This is a genomic window from Stenotrophomonas acidaminiphila (assembly GCF_014109845.1).
Classification (GTDB): domain Bacteria; phylum Pseudomonadota; class Gammaproteobacteria; order Xanthomonadales; family Xanthomonadaceae; genus Stenotrophomonas; species Stenotrophomonas acidaminiphila.
Genome location: NZ_CP043567.1, coordinates 2,885,220 through 2,902,945, shown reverse-complemented (window position 1 = coordinate 2,902,945; position 17,726 = coordinate 2,885,220). Strand labels below are relative to the sequence as shown.

The 17,726-nt window shown below is 70.4% G+C and carries 18 protein-coding genes and 1 tRNA gene; 15 read left to right on the top strand and 4 right to left on the bottom strand.

Annotated elements, in window-relative coordinates; translation table 11 throughout:
- The first annotated feature begins 15 nt into the window (after positions 1-15).
- The gene (locus tag F0P95_RS13225; protein WP_182334616.1) at positions 16-1,422 is read left to right on the top strand and encodes a coniferyl aldehyde dehydrogenase; all 1,407 of its coding nucleotides are present in this window, start codon (positions 16-18) and stop codon (positions 1,420-1,422) included.
- Positions 1,423-1,619: 197 nt separating this feature from the next.
- Here the strand turns inward: F0P95_RS13225 and F0P95_RS13220 are convergent, their stop codons facing one another.
- Positions 1,620-2,081, bottom strand: a complete 462-nt coding sequence (locus F0P95_RS13220) for a phasin family protein (protein ID WP_182334615.1) — start codon at positions 2,079-2,081, stop codon at positions 1,620-1,622.
- A 91-nt stretch (positions 2,082-2,172) separates the two neighbouring features.
- Positions 2,173-2,448 carry a polyhydroxyalkanoic acid system family protein gene (locus F0P95_RS13215; protein WP_182334614.1) on the bottom strand — a complete coding sequence of 92 codons (276 nt, stop codon included), beginning with the start codon at positions 2,446-2,448 and terminating at the stop codon, positions 2,173-2,175.
- Between the two features lie 119 nt (positions 2,449-2,567).
- Here F0P95_RS13215 and F0P95_RS13210 point away from each other — a divergent pair, with 119 nt between their 5' ends.
- From F0P95_RS13210 to aroA, 4 genes are all read left to right on the top strand, one after another.
- On the top strand, positions 2,568-3,371 hold the full coding sequence (locus F0P95_RS13210) for an FHA domain-containing protein (RefSeq protein ID WP_182334613.1): 804 nt from the start codon (positions 2,568-2,570) through the stop codon (positions 3,369-3,371).
- Positions 3,372-3,512: 141 nt separating this feature from the next.
- Complete coding sequence (gene serC / locus F0P95_RS13205; protein ID WP_182334612.1) at positions 3,513-4,598, top strand: phosphoserine transaminase; 1,086 nt, start codon at positions 3,513-3,515, stop codon at positions 4,596-4,598.
- A 55-nt stretch (positions 4,599-4,653) separates the two neighbouring features.
- Entirely contained in the window at positions 4,654-5,802 is a 1,149-nt protein-coding gene (gene pheA, locus F0P95_RS13200; protein WP_054666395.1) for a prephenate dehydratase, read from the top strand.
- Positions 5,803-5,955: 153 nt separating this feature from the next.
- Entirely contained in the window at positions 5,956-7,266 is a 1,311-nt protein-coding gene (aroA, locus tag F0P95_RS13195) for a 3-phosphoshikimate 1-carboxyvinyltransferase (RefSeq protein WP_182334611.1), read from the top strand.
- Positions 7,267-7,335: 69 nt separating this feature from the next.
- On the opposite strand, the gene F0P95_RS13190 is transcribed toward aroA, so the two are convergent.
- Both F0P95_RS13190 and F0P95_RS13185 read right to left on the bottom strand, forming a co-directional pair.
- Positions 7,336-7,881, bottom strand: a complete 546-nt coding sequence (locus F0P95_RS13190; RefSeq protein WP_182334610.1) for an energy transducer TonB — start codon at positions 7,879-7,881, stop codon at positions 7,336-7,338.
- 130 nt (positions 7,882-8,011) lie between these two features.
- Entirely contained in the window at positions 8,012-8,659 is a 648-nt protein-coding gene (locus F0P95_RS13185; RefSeq protein ID WP_182334609.1) for an energy transducer TonB, read from the bottom strand.
- 127 nt (positions 8,660-8,786) lie between these two features.
- Between F0P95_RS13185 and serS the strand changes: the two genes are divergently transcribed.
- The 10 genes from serS (at position 8,787) to F0P95_RS13135 (ending at position 17,722) form a co-directional block, all read left to right on the top strand.
- The gene (serS, locus tag F0P95_RS13180) at positions 8,787-10,067 is read left to right on the top strand and encodes a serine--tRNA ligase (RefSeq protein ID WP_182334608.1); all 1,281 of its coding nucleotides are present in this window, start codon (positions 8,787-8,789) and stop codon (positions 10,065-10,067) included.
- Between the two features lie 174 nt (positions 10,068-10,241).
- Positions 10,242-11,234 (top strand): LysR family transcriptional regulator, encoded by a 993-nt coding sequence (locus tag F0P95_RS13175; RefSeq protein WP_054666384.1) that lies wholly within the window; start codon positions 10,242-10,244, stop codon positions 11,232-11,234.
- 69 nt (positions 11,235-11,303) lie between these two features.
- A tRNA-Ser gene (locus F0P95_RS13170) sits at positions 11,304-11,393 on the top strand.
- Between the two features lie 63 nt (positions 11,394-11,456).
- On the top strand, positions 11,457-11,921 hold the full coding sequence (locus F0P95_RS13165) for an acetyltransferase (protein WP_182334607.1): 465 nt from the start codon (positions 11,457-11,459) through the stop codon (positions 11,919-11,921).
- The gene (gene tadA, locus F0P95_RS13160) at positions 11,918-12,430 is read left to right on the top strand and encodes a tRNA adenosine(34) deaminase TadA (protein ID WP_182334606.1); all 513 of its coding nucleotides are present in this window, start codon (positions 11,918-11,920) and stop codon (positions 12,428-12,430) included. The genes F0P95_RS13165 and tadA overlap by 4 nt, the downstream gene beginning before the upstream one ends.
- 103 nt (positions 12,431-12,533) lie before the next feature.
- Positions 12,534-13,118 (top strand): oligoribonuclease, encoded by a 585-nt coding sequence (orn, locus tag F0P95_RS13155; RefSeq protein ID WP_182334605.1) that lies wholly within the window; start codon positions 12,534-12,536, stop codon positions 13,116-13,118.
- A gap of 3 nt (positions 13,119-13,121) precedes the next feature.
- On the top strand, positions 13,122-13,976 hold the full coding sequence (locus tag F0P95_RS13150) for an EcsC family protein (RefSeq protein ID WP_182334604.1): 855 nt from the start codon (positions 13,122-13,124) through the stop codon (positions 13,974-13,976).
- A gap of 48 nt (positions 13,977-14,024) precedes the next feature.
- A complete protein-coding gene (locus tag F0P95_RS13145; protein WP_182334603.1) occupies positions 14,025-14,561 on the top strand; it encodes a GNAT family N-acetyltransferase in 537 nt (178 codons plus the stop codon).
- A gap of 182 nt (positions 14,562-14,743) precedes the next feature.
- Positions 14,744-15,403, top strand: coding sequence for a glutathione S-transferase family protein (locus F0P95_RS13140; RefSeq protein WP_182334602.1), 660 nt, complete (start codon positions 14,744-14,746; stop codon positions 15,401-15,403).
- A gap of 42 nt (positions 15,404-15,445) precedes the next feature.
- A complete protein-coding gene (locus F0P95_RS13135) occupies positions 15,446-17,722 on the top strand; it encodes a thiamine pyrophosphate-dependent enzyme (RefSeq protein ID WP_182334601.1) in 2,277 nt (758 codons plus the stop codon).
- Positions 17,723-17,726 lie beyond the last annotated feature (4 nt).

Here is a 17,726-nt window from a genome sequence, read left to right as displayed (position 1 = left end):
ACTAGACTCGAGCCCATGGACACCACCACCACGCCCATTTCCGAACTGCGCCCGACGCTGGATCGCCTGCGCGCCGCCTGGCAGGCGCGCAAGCCGGACCGCGCGCAGCGCAGCGCCGACCTGCTGCGCCTGCGCCAGGCCCTGAAACGGCGGCTCGAGGCGATGGCGCAGACCATTGCCGCCGATTTCGGCCACCGTTCACTGCACGAATCGCGCATCGCCGACGGCATGGCCGTGCTCAACGAGATCGACCACCTGCGCCGGCACCTGCGCCGCTGGATGAAGCCGCGCCGGGTCGGCGTGGGCTGGCGCTTCCTGCCGGCACGCGCGGAGATCCGCGCCGAGCCGGTGGGCGTGGTCGGCGTCATCTCGCCTTGGAACTACCCGGTCAACCTGGCGCTGATCCCGCTGGCCACGGCCATCGCCGCGGGCAACCACGTCTACCTGAAGCCTTCCGAGCACACGCCGCGCACCAGTGCCTTCCTGCGCGAGCTGCTGGCCGAGGTGTTCCCTGACGGGCGCGTCGCCGTCGCCGAGGGAGGGGCCGAGGTCGCCGCCGCGTTCGCCGCGCTGCCGTTCGACCACCTGGTGTTCACCGGCTCCACCGCGGTCGGGCGCAGGGTGATGGCCGCGGCCGCGCCGAACCTGACCCCGCTGACGCTGGAGCTGGGCGGCAAGTCGCCGGCGATCGTCTGCGACGACTATCCGCTGGAACTGGCCGCGGCGCGGCTGGCCACCGGCAAATGGTTCAACGGCGGGCAGACCTGCATCGCCCCGGACTACGTGCTGGTGGGGGCGGCGCGCCGCGACGCACTGGTGCAGGCGCTGCGCACCCAGGTGCGCGCGCGCTACGGCCAGGCGCTGGCCGGCAACGAGGACTACAGCCGCATCATCAACGCCGGCCAGTACGCGCGCCTGCAGGGGTATGTGGACGACGCCCGCGCCCGCGGCCTGGAGGTGATCGAACTGGGCCAGGCCGACCCGGCGCAGCGGCTGTTCCCGCCGACCCTGGTGCTGGAGCCCGGCGACGACGCCACGGTGATGCAGGAGGAGATCTTCGGCCCGGTGTTCCCGATCCGCAGCGTGCACTCGCTGGACGAGGCCATCGACTACGTCAACGCGCACGACCGGCCGCTGGCGCTGTACCCGTTCAGCCACGACCGCGCGCAGGTGGAGCGGATCCTGCGCGGTACCCTGGCCGGCGGCGTCTGCGTCAACGACACGCTGTTCCATTTCGCCATCAACGACCTGCCGTTCGGCGGCATCGGCCCCAGCGGGATGGGGGCCTATCACGGCCGCGCCGGTTTCGATGCGATGAGCAAGCAGCTGCCGATCCTGTGGCAGGCGCGGCGCAGCGGCGGCGACCTGCTGAAGCCGCCGTACCGGCAGGCGCAGTGGCTGATCGACCTGATCGTGCGCTGAGTCGCTCCCGGTCCGGGCCAGGCGGTCCGTGCGCCCCGGCGCCGGGCCTGCCGCGGCGGTGGGGGGGCGGGGGCGCCGTTCCCCGGGCGACAGGCACAAAAAACCCGCCATCCGGTGCCGTGAGGGGAGGGAGACAAACGGCGCGGTACTGCTGGCGGGTGAGTGGATTCTTGCTCAGTTGATGTTGCTTTGCAACATCAGGATTCGTCGGGGGCGGGCCTGGCGCTGGCCTGCGCTTCGGTGCGGTTCAGCCGCGCATTGAGCGCGTCCAGGCGCGCGTTGAGCGCCTCGATGTCCGAACGGCTGGGAATGTCCATGCGCCGCAGCACCCGCTGCACCCGGTCCTCGAAGGATTTCTCGACCCGGTCCCAGGTGCCGGCCGCGCGGTCGCGGGCGTTGCCTAGGGTGGTCTCGACCGAATCGCGCAGGCTTTCGCCGCGCGGCGATTCCTCGCGGCTGCGGGCCTCCATCGATTCGCCTTCGCGGACCAGCGACTCGAACAACCGGCTGCCCTCGGCCTGGGCCCGCGACAGCGCGCCAAGCCCGGCCAGCCAGACCTGCTGCGCCGATCCGCCGAGCGTGCGGCCGGCGCGCGTATCGCGCTCGGCGCCGCCCGCGTCCGCGGCGCGGCCTGCATTGCCGTGTTCATGGGTACTCATGGGGACGTTCCTCCGTTCGGGCAGTCACCGCTACCGTAGCGGCAGCGATGCCTGCACCGCGTGATGGAGCCGCGGTGCCATGCGCAACCGTTCAGCCGAGCTTTTCGGACAGTACCCGCCGGATCTCCGCTTCCACCATGCCCTTCATGGCCGACAGCAGGAAGCCGAGTTCGGCCTTCACCCGCACCGCACCGGGCAACAGTTCGATCACCCCGTCGACCCCGGAACGGGTGAAGTGCAGGTGGGCGCCCTCCCAGCGCGTGCTCACTTCGAAGCGCTCCTGCAGCTTCCGTGCGACTTCGCCGATGGCCTCGCGGGCGCGCTCGTCGGTCAGCGGGTGGGCGTGGTGGATATCGATGGTGGACATGCAGGGCTCCTGGCAGTGGGGCGTGGAACGCGGGTGCGGCATTGTGCGGACCGGCGCGGCGCAGTCCAAGCCCCGCGCCTACCTTATGCACGCTCTGCCAACCTGCTAGGCTGCCGCCGGTGCGCACCCTGCAAGTCCATTTCAGCAATCGCCAGCAACCGGATCAGCGCCTAGCGCCGGGGGTGCAGCGCATCGTCCGCGATGCCAGCGGGCAGGTCCGCCTGGGCGACGACAGCGTCGGCCCGCTGCTGCTGGCCCGGTTCTGCACCGACGAGCGCGGGGTCTGGCTGCAGGTGGCCAGCGGCAGCCGCGGCATCCACGTCAACGGCCGCCCGGTGCGGCGCATGGCGCTGCTGCGCGCCGGCGACTCGGTCTACGCCGATGGCGTGGAGATGCTGTTGCGTGGCGAGTCCGAACCGGTCGTGCAGCCGCCGGCGGCGAACGGCGAACAGAGCGACGACCTGCGCGTGCTGCTGCGTGGCGTCGGCGGCCAGCACCACGGCCGCTGCTACCCGCTCGACCGGCCCCGCACCATCGGCCGCGACCGCGCGGTGGACGTGGTGATCGACGACCCGGCCTTTCCCGAGCGGCATGCCCGGTTCGAGCGCCATGGCGACCGCGTGCTGCTGCGCGACCTCGGCTCGCCCGACGGCTGCCAGGTCAACGGCATCGCGGTCCGGCACTGCTGGTTGCAGGGGGGCGACCAGGTGGTCTTCGAGGGCAACCAGCGCTTCGTGCTGGAAGTCCCGCTGGACGCCCGCGCGGCCATGTTCTCCGCGGTGGCCGATGCGCCGGGCATGGCGCCGGAAGCGCGTACGGACGACGACCCGCCGCCGCGTGCGCGGCGCTGGCCCTGGCTGCTGCTCAGCGCGCTGCTGCTGGGCGGCGCGATCAGCGCGCTGCTGCTGTTCGGCGCCCGCTGAAGCCGGGCGCCGTTTCCGTGCGCGGCCGCCTGGCCGGCGGCTGTCGAACCCCGGGCAATTGGCTGCAGATGCAACCTTTTCCGCGTCCCCAAAGCCTGTTGCGCTGCGGCATACTTGGGGTTCCCCTCGGACAGGTGTGACATGACGCGCGCGTTCAATTTCAGTGCCGGCCCAGCGACCCTGCCGGAATCGGTCCTGCGCCAGGCGCAGGCGGAAATGTTGGAATGGAACGGCGTGGGCGCGTCCATCGTCGAGATCAGCCACCGCAGCGCCGACTTCATGCAGGTGGCGGCGCAGGCCGAAGCCGACCTGCGCACCCTGGTCGGCATTCCCGACGACTACGCCGTGCTGTTCCTGAGCGGCGGCGCGACCACCCAGCAGGCGCTGCTGCCGTTGAACCTGGCCGCGCCCGGGCAGCGCGTGGACTACGTGGTCAGCGGCCACTGGGGCAAGACCGCGGTCAGGCAGGCGCGGCCCTACGTGGACGTGAACATCGCCGCCGACAGCGAGGCCGGTGGTTTCCGCGACATTCCGGCACGCGCGCAGTGGCGGCTGTCCGCCGATGCGGCCTACGTGCACATCACCGCCAACGAGACCATCCATGGCGTCGAGTTCCGCGATGCGCCGGACGTGGGTGCGGTGCCGCTGGTAGCCGATTTCAGTTCGTCGATCGCGTCCGAGCCGATCGATGTCACCCGCTATGGTGTCATCTACGCCGGCGCGCAGAAGAATCTCGGCCCGGTCGGCATCGCCGTGGTCATCATCCGCCGCGACCTGCTCGAACGTGCCGGCCAGCCGCGCGCGGACATCTTCGATTACCGCCTGCACGCCGCGCGCGATTCCATGCTCAACACCCCGCCGACGTGGAACTGGTATCTGCTCGGCCTGACCGTGAAGTGGATGCTGGCGCAGGGCGGCACCGCCGAGTTCGCCCGCCGCAACGCCGCCAAGGCGTCGCTGGTCTACGCCGCCATCGACGGTTCGGGCGGGTTCTACCGCAACCTGGTCGCGCCGGCGGTACGTTCGCGCATGAACATCCCGTTCTTCCTGCCCAGCGCCGAACTGGACGCGCGTTTCGTCGCCGACGCCAAGGCCGCCGGCCTGTTGGCGCTCAAGGGCCACAAGGCGGTCGGCGGCATCCGCGCCTCGCTGTACAACGCCATGCCGCTGCAGGGCGCGCAGGCGCTGGCGTCGTTCATGCACGACTTCCAGCAGCGCAACGGTTGAAACACATGCCGCTGCCTGCGGGCAGCGGAAAGCAGACGTCATCGAGGAAGGCAACGTGGCCGCAAAGCCGAAGAAGTCCACCGTAGACAAGCCGCCGGCCAGGGCCGCCGACGCAGCGGCCGCTCCGCCGGCGCTGGCCGACGTGCGCGCCAAGATCGACCAGATCGACCGCAGCATCCAGTCGCTGATCGCCGAACGCGCGCGCTTCGCCCACCAGGTCGGCAAGGCCAAGGGCAAGCTCGCCGCCGCCGTCGATTACTACCGCCCCGAGCGCGAGGCGCAGGTGCTGCGCATGGTGGTCGACCGCAACGAAGGCCCGCTGTCGGACGAACTGCTGGTGCACGTGTTCCGCGAGATCATGTCGGCCTGCCTGGCGCAGCAGGAGCCGCTGAAGATCGGCTACCTCGGCCCCGAAGGCACGTTCAGCCAGCAGGCCGTGCTCAAGCATTTCGGGCGCTCGGCGCTGGGCCTGCCGCTGGCCAGCATCGAGGAAGTGTTCCAGGAAGTGGAGGCGGGTAACGCCGACTTCGGCGTGGTGCCGGTGGAAAATTCGGGGCAGGGCACCATCCAGATCACCCTGGACATGTTCCTGACCTCCTCGCTCAAGATCTGCGGCGAAGTGGAGCTGCGCGTGCAGCAGTTCCTGATGTCGCGCAACGGCCGGCTGGAGGACATCGAGCGGGTCTACGCGCACCCGCAGTCGTTCATGCAGACCTCGGCATGGCTGCGCGCCAACCTGCCCAAGGCCGAGAAGGTGCCGGTGTCGAGCAACGCCGAAGGCGCGCGCCGGGCGCGCAACGCCGACGACGCGGCGGCCATCGGCGGCGAGAGCGCCGGCCACGTGTACGGGCTGAAGAAAGTGGTGACCAAGCCGATCCAGAACGACGCGGACAACACCACGCGCTTCCTGGTGATCGGCCGCCAGTTCTTTCCCTCCTCGGGCCACGACCGCACCTCGGTGCTGGTGTTCATCCACGACAAGCCCGGCGCCCTGTTCGACGTGCTCAGCCCGTTCGCGCGGCACGGAATCAGCATGAACCGCATCGAATCGCGCCCTTCGCACCAGGCCAAGTGGGAGTACGCGTTCTTCATCGACCTGGCCGGGCATATCGAGGACGCCTCGATGCAGGCGGCGCTGGCCGAGCTCGAGGCCCATTCGGCGCAGATCAAGGTGCTCGGTTCCTACCCGGTCGCCGTGCCCTGATCTGAAGCCGCTTTCTTCCCGGCGTGCGGCGGCGGTCGGCGAACCTCTTCCGCTCCGCCACCGCGCACACGGCATCGCGCCGGCGCATGGCGCGGCGGACGGGCACGGGCCTGATCCGCCCTGCATGGCAATCGAACAACCAGAGAGACCCGCATGACCTCCCAGCCCCACTGGATCGCAAGCAAAGGCCAGCCCCTGCAGGGCGCGCTCGACATCCCCGGCGACAAGTCGGTTTCGCACCGGGCGGTGATGTTCGCCGCGCTGGCGGACGGCGTGTCGCGCATCGACGGCTTCCTCGAGGGCGAGGACACCCGCGCCACCGCCGCGATCTTCGCCCGCATGGGCGTGCGTTTCGAAACCCCGTCGCCGTCCACGCGCATCGTCCACGGTGTCGGTGTCGATGGCCTCAAGGCACCCGACGGCGAACTGGACTGCGGCAATGCCGGTACCGGCATGCGCCTGCTGGCCGGGTTGCTGGCCGCGCAGCCGTTCGACAGCGTGCTGGTCGGCGACGCGTCGCTGTCGCGGCGGCCGATGCGTCGCGTCACCGGCCCGCTGGCGCAGATGGGGGCCCGCATCGACACCCGCGACGACGGCACGCCGCCGCTGCGCATCCATGGCGGCCAGCCGCTGCACGGCATCGACTATGCGTTGCCGGTGGCCAGCGCGCAGGTGAAGTCGGCGGTGCTGCTGGCCGGCCTGTACGCCCGTGGCGAGACCTCGGTGGTCGAACCGCATCCGACCCGCGACTACACCGAGCGCATGCTGCGCGCCTTCGGCGTGGAGATCGAGTTCGAACCCGGCAGGGCACGCCTGCGCGGTGGCCAGCGGCTGCGCGCCACCGACATCGCGGTGCCGGCGGATTTCTCCTCGGCCGCGTTCTTCATCGTTGCCGCCAGTGTCATTCCCGGTTCGCGGGTGCGGCTGCGCTCGGTGGGCCTGAATCCGCGCCGCACCGGCCTGCTGGCGGCGTTGCGGCTGATGGGCGCGGACATCGTGGAGGAGAACCCCGCCGAACACGGGGGCGAGCCGGTGGCCGACCTGGTCGTGCGCCACGCACCGCTCAGGGGAGCCCTGATTCCCGAGGAACTGGTGCCGGACATGATCGACGAGTTCCCCGCGCTGTTCATCGCCGCGGCCGCGGCCGACGGCCCGACCGTGGTGCGTGGTGCGGCCGAGTTGCGGGTGAAGGAATCGGACCGCCTGGCGGCGATGGCCACCGGCCTGCGCACGCTGGGCCTGCGCATCGACGAGACCGACGACGGCGCCACCATCCACCCCGGCGCGCTGGGCGGCGGCACCATCGAGAGCCATGGCGACCATCGCATCGCCATGGCCTTCTCCATCGCCGGCCAGCTGAGCAGCGGGCAGGTGCGGATCAACGATGTCGCCAACGTCGCCACCTCGTTCCCGGGCTACGACCGGCTGGCGCGCGGGGCCGGCTTCGCGTTGACGGCCGGCTGAGCACGGAAGATTGCATGACGGGCCGGCCGTGGCATGCGGCCGGCCCGTCGTCGTTGCAGCGGCCTGCGGTCAGCGGCCGGTGCGGAAATCCACCGGCACCCGGACCACGGTCGCCACCGCGCGGCCGTCGCGCAGTGCCGGCTCGAAGCGCCAGCCACGCAGGGTGTCCAACACGGCGCGATCAAGGTCGCGGCTGCGCTGGCCGTCATGCGACACGATGCTGGCATCGGTGACCTTGCCCTGCGCGTCGACCTGCAGGCTGGCCACGACGCTGCCCTCGATCCCGGCGCGGAGCGCGGCCGGCGGGTAGGCTGGGGCGGGATTGTCCGCCAACGGCCGCGCCTGGCGGTCGCGCACCACCGCCGGCTTGCGCTGGAGGGGAGCGGGTGCCGTTGCCGGGGGTGCCGCATCCGTCGCGGGCGATACCGTGGTGGGGGTGACCGGATCGCTGGCCGGCAGCGCCGGTGCCGGCGCGTCATGGCGCCGGATCAGGGTGAACACGCCGAGTAGGATCGCCAGCAGCAGTCCCATCCACAACACGGGCGAGACGGCATGGTTGCGCGATTGTCCGCGCTGTGCGGCGGCATCCAGTTCATGGGCATGGGTGGCACTCATCGTCGGCTCCTTATGCGTCCAGTGACGCCTGGAGTCTGGCCCGATGCGCGCGGCGCTGGTGTAAGCGGGGCGTCAATCCAGTGCCGCCGGGTCCGCCGCAGTTCAGCGTGCGGCGTACGTACGGTTCAGCTTACTGGGCGGGCTGGAAGTCGATCGGGATTTCCAGGCTGCCGGCCATCGGCTGGCCGTTGCTCTGCGCCGGCTGGAAGCGCCAGCCGCGCACCGCTTCCAGTGCCGCGCGGTCGAGGTCGCGCGAACCGCTGCGCTGGATGATGCGGGCGTCCAGCGGCATGCCGCCGGCATCGACGTCGACGCGTATCACGACGGTGCCGCTTTCGCCGCGCCGCAGTGCGGCCGGCGGATAGGACGGGGGCGGGCTCTGGCCCGGCAGCGGCACCGGCCGGTCGCTCGGCGCGGCGGCGACCGGCGGCGCGGCCGGGTTGGCCGGTGCGGCCGCGGGTGCTTCGGGCAGCGGCTGCGGCGCGGCGGGTGCGGTCTCCAGCACCTGCGGCGCATCGTCGGCGACCGCTTCCGGGCGCGCGTCGGGCATGTCGCTGGCGCCGGTAGCGGCCGGCAGCGGCTCGGGCAGCGGCATCGCCTCGTTGGCCTGGACCTGCGGCTGTGCCGGGTCGGCCCGGTAGAAATCGTTGTGCCGGCGTGCGTTCAACCACACCACCGCGAACAGCAGCAGCCCGCCGCAGAAGGCGATGCCGGCGATCTTCAGGGCGTTGCGGGGCAACTGGAAGGTGATGGTCTGGTCGGAGCGGGAGGCGGGCATGGGCGGCGCGGGCAGGGGCGTGGCCGGAAGGAACGCCCGGATTCTGGCACAGGAACATGGTGGCGCGCGGCAGAGCGGCGCGGTTCGGGCGATAATCGCGTTCCGTATCCGTTTACAGTGCCGCCCCATGCTCGATCCCGCCCTTCTCCGACAGCAGCCCGCCGAACTGGCGCAACGCCTGCGCGACACGCGCGGCTTCGAACTCGACGTGGCCGCGATCGAGTCCCTTGAAGCCGACCGCAAGCGCATCCAGGTGCGTACCCAGGAACTGCAGAACCTGCGCAACAGCCGCTCCAAGGCGATCGGCCAGGCCAAGGCCAGGGGCGAGGACGTGTCGGCGATCATGGCCGAGGTGGCCGCCTTCGCCGATGAGCTGAAGGCATCGGAAGTCCAGCTGGACGAGCTGCGCGCGCGGATCGAGGCGATCTCGATGGGCATCCCGAACCTCCCGGCCGATGACGTGCCGGCCGGGGCCGACGAGAACGACAACGTCGAGCAGTCGCGCTGGGGCACGCCGCGCACGTTCGACTTCGCGGTGCTCGACCACGTCGAGCTGGGCGCCCGCAACAAGTGGCTCGATGGCGAGACCGCGGCCAAGCTGTCCGGTTCGCGCTTCACCGTGCTGCGCGGTCCGCTCGCGCGCCTGCACCGCGCGCTGGCCCAGTTCATGCTCGACCTGCACAGCGGCGCGCACGAGTACCAGGAAACCAACGTGCCGGTGATCGTCAATGCCGACAGCCTGTACGGCACCGGTCAGCTGCCCAAGTTCGAGGAAGACATGTTCATCACCCAGCTGGGTGAGCAGAAGCGTTATCTGATCTCGACGTCGGAGATCTCGCTGACCAACATCGTGCGCGACGAGATCGTCGAGGCCGAGCGCCTGCCGCTGCGCATGACCGCGCACTCGCTGTGCTTCCGTTCCGAGGCCGGCAGCGGTGGCCGCGACGTGCGCGGCATGATCCGCCAGCACCAGTTCGAGAAGGTCGAGCTGGTCTCGATCTGCCGCCCGGAAGAAAGCGATGCCGAGCACCAGCGCATGACCCGCTGCGCCGAAACCGTGCTGGAGAAGCTGGGCCTGCCGTACCGCAAGGTGCTGCTGTGCACCGGCGACATGGGCTTCTCGGCGGTGAAGACCTACGATCTGGAAGTCTGGTTGCCGTCGCAGCAGACCTACCGCGAGATTTCCTCGTGCTCCAACTGCGGCGACTTCCAGGCGCGGCGCATGCAGGCGCGCTGGCGCAACCCCGCCACCGGCAAGCCGGAGCTGGTGCACACGCTCAACGGCTCCGGCGTGGCCGTGGGCCGGGCGATGATCGCGGTCATGGAGAACTACCAGAACGCCGACGGCTCGATCACCGTTCCCGAGGCGCTGCGCCCGTACATGGGCGGCGTGGAGCGGATCGGCTGAGCCCGGCCGTCGTTTCCGTCCATTCCGGAGGCCCGCAGCGATGCGGGCCTCTGCGTTGTGGGGAGCGGGAAGGGACGGCGGGTTCGTTCATACAGGACCGTTTGAGGCCTGATTTGTAAAATCAGGACAAAGGTGGTTGAATTTCACCATTCGTTCCAGTTGTGGGATCAATCCATGCAGGACCTCAACGACCTCTACTACTTCGCGATGGTGGTGGATCATGGCGGTTTCGCCGCCGCCGAGCGTGCGCTGGGCATCCCCAAATCGCGCCTGAGCCGGCGCATCAGCCAGCTGGAAACCGACCTGGGCGTGCGCCTGCTGCAGCGCTCGACGCGCCGCTTCGCGGTGACCGACGTGGGCATGAGCGTGCACCGCCATGCCCAGACCATGCTGGCCGAGGCGCAGGCCGCGCGCGAGGTGGTGGACCGGCTCAGTGCCGAGCCGCGCGGGCTGGTACGCGCCAGCGTGCCGGTGTCGCTGGCGCAGATGCAGCTGCCCAAGCTGCTGCCGAAGTTCCTCGAGCAGTATCCGAAGGTGCGGCTGCAGCTGAACATCAGCAACCGCCGGGTGGACATCATCAACGAGGGCTACGACGTGGCGCTGCGGGTACGCTCGCGGCTGGACGACGACGGCAGCCTGGTGATGCGCAGCTTCGGCCAGGTGCAGGAACTGCTGGTGGCCAGCCCGAAGTACCTGGACCGCGCCGGCCGCCCGAAGACGCCCGAGGACCTTGCCCAGCACGTCACCCTGAGCATCAGCGAGGACGAGGCGCGGCAGCGCTGGGAACTGCACGGCCCGGGCGGCGTGGTCAGCCGCGTGGACCTGCAGCCGCGCGTGGCCGGTTTCGATTTCCCGCTGCTGCAGAGCATGGTCAAGGACGGCTTCGGCATCACCATGCTGCCGGAAACGGTCTGCGCCGAAGCGGTGCGCAGCGGCGAGCTGGAAGTGGTGCTGCCGGACTGGTCGCTGCCGCAGGGCATCTGCCATGCGGTGTTCGCCTCGCGGCGCGGGCTGTTGCCGGCGGTACGGGTGTTCATCGATTTCCTCGCCGAGCACCTGCCGCCGCAGCTGGAAGCCTCGCGCCTGGACTGCGGCGGCGCCTGCGAGCGCGCCAAGGAGAAGATCCGCGCCTCGACCATGGGCGCGCTGGCGATCGAGGCCGGTTGAGCAAAAGCAATGGCAGCGTGCGAGAATGCGCGCCGCTGGCCGGTGCGCAGGCATCGGCGCCACAGACAAGGGCAGATGGCCGAGCGGTTTAAGGCACCGGTCTTGAAAACCGGCGAAGGGTCAAACCTTCCGTGGGTTCGAATCCCACTCTGCCCGCCATTCCCGCGGCCCGGGCACGCAATGTCCGGTACCCGTTGCGGGACTCTTCCGGATTTCCGAAGCATGCCGACACTGCGTCCATCGCGCCCGCAAGACGGCGCCCGGGTCATCGACATCTGGCGCCGCGCCGTCGCTGCCACGCACCACTTCCTGGCCGACGCCGACCGCCAGGCCCTCGACGCCGAGGTCAGCGCCCTGCTGCCGCAGGCGCCGCTGCTGCTGGCGGTGGACGCCGACGACGTGCCGCTGGCCTTCATGTGGGTCGTGGACGGCCACATGGAAGCGTTGTTCGTCGATCCCCTGCATCACGGCCGCGGGCTGGGACGCCGCCTGGTGCAGCAGGCGCTGCGCGAACACCCGCGCCTGGGCACCGACGTCAATGCGCAGAACCCGCCGGCCATGGCGTTCTACGCGCGGCTTGGCTTCATCGAGACCGGGCGCTCGGCGCTTGATGGCCAGGGGCGGCCGTATCCGCTGGTGCACCTGCGCCATGCCGGTGCGACGGCCATGCCGGAACAGGCGGCATGAGCGACCCCGTCGTCGTGTCCGATGCGCAGGCCGACGAGCGCTGGATGCGCCACGCGCTGGCGCTGGCCGAGCGCGCGCAGCGCGAGTTCGACGAGATTCCGGTGGGGGCGGTACTGGTCGGTGCCGATGGGCAATTGCTGGGCGAGGGCTGGAACCTCAACATCGCCCGCCACGACCCCAGCGCGCATGCCGAGATCGTGGCGATGCGCGAGGCCGGCGCGCGGCTCGGCAACCACCGCCTGGTCGGCTGCACGCTGTACGTGACGCTGGAGCCGTGCGCGATGTGCGCGATGGCGCTGGTGCACGCGCGGGTGGCGCGGGTGGTGTATGCCGCCACCGATCCGAAGACCGGTGCCTGCGGCAGCGTGTTCGACCTGCTGGGCGACCCGCGCCACAACCACCGCGTCGCGGTGGCCGGTGGCGTGCTGGCGCGCGAGGCCAGCCTGCGCCTGACCAACTATTTCCGGGCCAAGCGCGGCCGCCCGCTGCTGCCCGCGGACGGCGGCTGAGGCATGGCCGCCGCGCACGCGGCGTGGTGAACCCGCGGCGTATCATGTGCGCCCGATACCACGGCCGGCAGCGTCGCCGCCGGCCCCCTGCACGAGGCGCCACATGACGGACAACAGCACAGGCAACGACCGGTTGATCTGGATCGATCTGGAAATGACCGGGCTGGACACGGACAACGATTCGATCATCGAGATCGCCACCGTGGTCACCGATGCCCAGCTCAACGTGCTGGCCGAAGGCCCCGAGTTCGCCATCGCCCACCCGCTGGCGACGCTGGAGGCGATGGACGAATGGAACCGCAACCAGCACCGCCGTTCCGGCCTGTGGCAGCGCGTGCTCGACAGCGAGGTCAGCCTGGGCCAGGCCGAGGCGCGGACCATCGCCTTCCTGCAGGACTGGATCAAGGCCGGCGCGTCGCCGATGTGCGGCAACTCCATCTGCCAGGACCGCCGCTTCCTGCACCGGCAGATGCCGCGCCTGGAACGCTATTTCCATTACCGCAACCTGGACGTGTCCACGGTCAAGGAACTGGCCAGGCGCTGGGCACCGGCCATCGCCGCCGGGGTGGGCAAGAATTCCAGCCACACCGCGCTGAGCGACGTGCACGATTCGATCGCCGAACTGCGCCACTACCGCCAGTACATGGGCGCGCTGGCCGGGTTGCCGGGCGCGGTGGAACCGGCCTGAGCGATGGGCTCACTGGCGCCGACCCTGGCCGACAGCCCGCAGGACATGGCCGACCTGCGGCGTGCGGTGGCGCTGCTGGAAGCGCCGACGCTCAGCGCACGCATGGCCAACCTGGTCGGCTCGCCGCTGGAGTTCGCCGTGCGCCGCTTGCCCGCGGGCGTTTCCAGGCGCATCCAGGGGGTTGCCGAGGCCGCCCTGCACAAGGCCGCGCAGGCCGCTTTCTGGAGCATGGACCGTACCCGGCCGGGCAAGCCGGCGTCGCCGCGCCTGCACAAGCTGGCGGCGGCCGCTTCCGGTGCGCTGGGCGGTGCCGGCGGGCTGCCGGCTCTGGCGATCGAGCTGCCGCTGTCGACCACCATCATCATGCGCGCGGTGGCCGACATCGCCCGCAGCGAAGGTTTCGACCTGGATGACTTCGCTACCCGCCAGGCCTGCCTGGAGGTGTTCGCGCTGGGCGGCAACTCGGGCGGCGACGACGCCAGCGAAACCGGCTACTACCTGGCACGTGGCTTCACCACCGAACTGATGCGGCACCTGTCGGCCGAGCTGGCCGGCACCACCCTCGGCGGCAGCCACGGCCTGCTGCTGGGGCTGGGGCCGAAGGAAGCCGGCAAATGGCTGGCACGGATCGTGGAAAAGGTCGCCGCGCGCTTCGGCGTGGTGGTGTCGGAGAAGTTCGCCGCGCAGGCGGTGCCGGTGCTCGGCGCGGTGGCCGGCGCCACCTTGAACACCCTGTTCACCGGCTACTACCAGGACATGGCGCGGGGCCATTTCATTGTCCGCCGGCTGGAACGCAGGTACGGCTTCGAGACCGTGCGCCTGGCCTACGGGGCGGTCAGCGGGCGCATGATCGCCTGAGCGCGGCGCGGTGGTAGCGTGGCCTGCCGGATACATGGAGAGCCCGCGATGAGCATTTTCGACCTGCGCCTGGAGACCGGGCGGCTGCTGCTGCGGCCACCCTGCGCGGAGGATTTCGCTGCGTTCGCCGCGTTCTGCGCCGACCCGTTGCCGATGCGGCACCTTGGGGGCGTGCAGGCGCCGTCGGTGGCGTGGCGCAGCCTGGCCACCCTCACCGGCAGCTGGCACCTGCTCGGCTATTCGATGTTCTCGGTGATCGAGAAGGACAGTGGGCGCTGGGTGGGCCGGGTCGGTCCCTGGCAGCCGCATGGCTGGCCGGGGCCGGAGGTGGGCTGGAGCATCGTGGCGGACCGGTGGGGCCGCGGCTACGCGGCGGAAGCCGCGCGCGCGGCCATCGACTGGGCCTTCGACACGCTGGGCTGGGAGCAGGTGATCCACACCATCGCCCCGGACAACTCCAACTCGCAGGCGGTCGCGCGCAAGCTGGGTTCGCAGGTGCTGCATGCCACGCGCCTGCCGCCGCCGCACGAGGTCGATGTCGAGGTGTGGGGCCAGTCGCGGCAGGCGTGGCAGGCGCGCCGCTGAGACATCGTTTCGGTTGTATCCATCGTGCCGGGCGAGGGCATGGCACGCGTCCATGATGGTGCCGGATCCGTGGCATCGCGACCGGCGGCGGATTTTGCTGCGGTCGCAGCTTTACCAAAGGGCCCCGATTCCGGTCATATGGCAGGATCGCCTGCCAGTCGGCAGTGTGGGGAATCGTGTCGTTGAGCAATCCACGTGCTGCGTTGACGGTGTATGGCATGTCCACTTCGGGCAACTGCCACAAGGTCCGTTTGCTGCTGGCGCAGCTGGGCACGCGCTACCGCTGGGTGGAGGTGGACAGTGCCGCCGGCCAGACCCGCACCGCGGCCTTCCTGGCGCTCAATCCGAACGGCAAGGTGCCGCTGGTCGAGCGCGGCGACGGGCGCGTGCTCACCGAATCCAACGCGATCCTGTTCTGGCTGGCCGAGGGCACGCCGTTCCTGCCGGCCGATGGCTGGCAGCGTGCGCAGGCGCTGTCGTGGATGTTCTTCGAGCAGTACAGCCATGAGCCGTATATCGCGGTGGCGCGTTTCATCCGGGGCTGGACGCCGCCGGATTCGCCGCGGCGGCAGGAGCTGCCACGGCTGCGCGAGCGTGGCCATGCGGCGCTGGCGGTGATGGAGCGGCACCTGGCCGACCATGCCTGGTTCACCGGGCCGGAGTACGGCATCGCCGACATCGCCCTGTTCGCCTATACCGCGGTCGCCGCCGACGGCGGCATCGAACTGTCTTCCTATCCGGCCATCGGCCGCTGGCTGCAGGCGCTGCGCGCCCGGCCCGGCTTCGTGGCCATGCCCGATCCATCCCCGGAGGTGCTGCGCAACTTCGCCGCGTCACCCTGATCCTTCCTTTCCCAACCTGTCTGCACCGTGGAGTCCTGCCTGATGTTCGCCCGTGTACCCAACCCCATCCCGGCCCGCATGAAGGGCCTGAACCGTGCCGAGATCTGCGATACCAATTTCATCGAATTCGTGAAGGGGCTGGGGCAGGGGCCGGCCGGCGCGCCGCAGGAGGGAGCCCCGGTGCTCCCGGGCAGCGCGCTGGACGTGCGTGGATTCCGCGAACTGTTCGAATCGCAGCTGGTGAGCCGCCATCTCGACCTGATGGCGCGCGTGCTGCGCGTGCAGAACAAGGTCTTCTACACCATCGGCTCGTCCGGGCATGAAGGCAATGCCATGGTGGCGCGCGCCGCCCGGCATACCGATCCGGCGTTCCTGCACTACCGCTCCGGCGGGTTCATGGCCGAGCGCTTCCGCAAGTTGCCGGGCATGGACCCGATCATGGACTCGGCGCTGAGCTTCGCCGCCAGCGCCGAGGACCCGGCCAGCGGTGGCCGCCACAAGGTGTGGGGCAGCAAGCCGTTGTGGGTGTTGCCGCAGACCTCGACCATCGCTTCGCACCTGCCCAAGGCGCTGGGCACGGCCATGGCGATCGAGGCCGGCAAGCGCCTCGGCCTGGAACTGCCGGTACCCGCGGACAGCATCGCCATCTGCTCTTTCGGCGACGCCTCGGCCAACCATGCCACCGCGCAGACCGCGTTCAACGCGGCCTCGTGGACGGCCTACCAGAAGCTGCCGGCGCCGGTGCTGTACGTGTGCGAGGACAATGGCATCGGCATCTCGGTGAAGACGCCCAGCGGCTGGATCGCCGAGAGCTTCCGCAACCGCCCGGACCTGGATTATTTCTTCGCCGACGGCCTGGACCTGGCCGCCGGCTACGCCGACGTGCAGCGCGCGGTCGAGCATTGCCGGCGCACGCGGCGGCCGACCTTCCTGCACCTGCGCACCACCCGCATCATGGGCCACGCCGGTACCGACTTCGAGATCGAATGGCGCGCGCTGGAGGAACTGTGCGCGGTGGAGGCGGGCGACCCGCTGCTGCGCTCGGCGCAGATCGCGGTCGAGTCCGGGGCGATGAGCGCCGACGAGGTGCTGGCGCTGTACGAGCGCACCCGCGCGCGCTGCTTCGCTGCCGCCGAGGATGCGGACACGCGTCCGCGGCTGACCTCGCTCAAGGACGTGATGGTGCCGCTGGCGCCGTATACCCCGGAACGGGTGCGCGCCGAGGCGACCCGCGCCGACTACGCGCCGCGCCGCCTGCAGGTGTTCGGCAGCGAGGCGTCGTTGCCGGAGAACCTGCCGCCGCGTCACCTTGCCATCCAGATCAACCAGGGCCTGCACGACCTGTTCTGCAAGTACCCGGACACCCTGCTGTTCGGCGAGGACGTGGCGCAGAAGGGCGGCGTGTACACGGTGACCAAGGGCCTGCACAAGGCGTTCGGCCCGCGCCGCGTGTTCAATACCCTGCTCGACGAAACCATGATCCTGGGCATGGCCCAGGGGTTCGCCAACATGGGCATGCTGCCGGTGCCTGAGATCCAGTACCTGGCCTACCTGCACAACGCCATCGACCAGGTGCGCGGCGAAGCCTGTTCGCTGCAGTTCTTCTCCAACGACCAGTACCGCAACCCGATGCTGATCCGCATCGCCGGGCTGGGTTACCAGAAGGGCTTCGGCGGCCATTTCCACAACGACAACTCGATCACCGCCATCCGCGACATCCCGGGGCTGGTGGTCGGTTGCCCGTCGCGCGGCGACGACGCGGCGATGATGCTGCGCACGCTGGCGGCGCTGTCCAGGGTCGACGGGCGCGTATGCGTGTTCCTCGAGCCGATCGCGCTGTACATGACCAAGGACCTGTACGAGCCGGGCGACGGCCAGTGGCTGTTCCCGTACCCGGCGCCGGAGCAGGCACTGGAGCTTGGCCAGGGCCGCGTCTACGGCGAGGGCAACGACGACCTGGTGGTGTTCACCTACGGCAACGGCGTGCCGATGGCCCTGCGCGCGGCCAGGGCCATCGAGGCGGCACAGGGCTGGAAGGTGCGGGTGGTGGACCTGCGCTGGCTGGTGCCGCTCAACGCCGCCTATGTCGCCGAGCAGGCCCGCGGCGCCAGGCGGATCATCGTGCTGGACGAGGGCCGGCACAGCGCGGGCGTCGGCGAGGGCGTGATCACCGCGCTGGCCGAGGCCGGCTTCGGTGCCGTGCCGCTGCGCCGGGTCACCGGCGCCGACACCTACACGCCGCTGGCCGGCGCGGCATTGCTGGTGCTTCCGGGCGACAATGACGTGGTGAGCGCCGCAGCCGAGCTGGCGCGTGGATAACGAT

What these genes read in the sequence shown, in the direction of transcription:
- serC (WP_182334612.1), top strand. Translation starts at nt 3,513, where the DNA reads ATGACGCGCGCGTTCAATTTCAGTGCCGGCCCAGCGACCCTGCCGGAA.
- aroA (WP_182334611.1), top strand. Translation starts at nt 5,956, where the DNA reads ATGACCTCCCAGCCCCACTGGATCGCAAGCAAAGGCCAGCCCCTGCAG.
- orn (WP_182334605.1), top strand. Translation starts at nt 12,534, where the DNA reads ATGACGGACAACAGCACAGGCAACGACCGGTTGATCTGGATCGATCTG.
- F0P95_RS13150 (WP_182334604.1), top strand. Translation starts at nt 13,122, where the DNA reads ATGGGCTCACTGGCGCCGACCCTGGCCGACAGCCCGCAGGACATGGCC.
- F0P95_RS13145 (WP_182334603.1), top strand. Translation starts at nt 14,025, where the DNA reads ATGAGCATTTTCGACCTGCGCCTGGAGACCGGGCGGCTGCTGCTGCGG.
- serS (WP_182334608.1), top strand. Translation starts at nt 8,787, where the DNA reads ATGCTCGATCCCGCCCTTCTCCGACAGCAGCCCGCCGAACTGGCGCAA.
- F0P95_RS13165 (WP_182334607.1), top strand. Translation starts at nt 11,457, where the DNA reads ATGCCGACACTGCGTCCATCGCGCCCGCAAGACGGCGCCCGGGTCATC.
- F0P95_RS13185 (WP_182334609.1), bottom strand. Translation starts at nt 8,659, where the DNA reads ATGCCCGCCTCCCGCTCCGACCAGACCATCACCTTCCAGTTGCCCCGC.
- F0P95_RS13190 (WP_182334610.1), bottom strand. Translation starts at nt 7,881, where the DNA reads ATGAGTGCCACCCATGCCCATGAACTGGATGCCGCCGCACAGCGCGGA.
- F0P95_RS13135 (WP_182334601.1), top strand. Translation starts at nt 15,446, where the DNA reads ATGTTCGCCCGTGTACCCAACCCCATCCCGGCCCGCATGAAGGGCCTG.
- F0P95_RS13215 (WP_182334614.1), bottom strand. Translation starts at nt 2,448, where the DNA reads ATGTCCACCATCGATATCCACCACGCCCACCCGCTGACCGACGAGCGC.
- F0P95_RS13175 (WP_054666384.1), top strand. Translation starts at nt 10,242, where the DNA reads ATGCAGGACCTCAACGACCTCTACTACTTCGCGATGGTGGTGGATCAT.
- F0P95_RS13225 (WP_182334616.1), top strand. Translation starts at nt 16, where the DNA reads ATGGACACCACCACCACGCCCATTTCCGAACTGCGCCCGACGCTGGAT.
- tadA (WP_182334606.1), top strand. Translation starts at nt 11,918, where the DNA reads ATGAGCGACCCCGTCGTCGTGTCCGATGCGCAGGCCGACGAGCGCTGG.
- F0P95_RS13220 (WP_182334615.1), bottom strand. Translation starts at nt 2,081, where the DNA reads ATGAGTACCCATGAACACGGCAATGCAGGCCGCGCCGCGGACGCGGGC.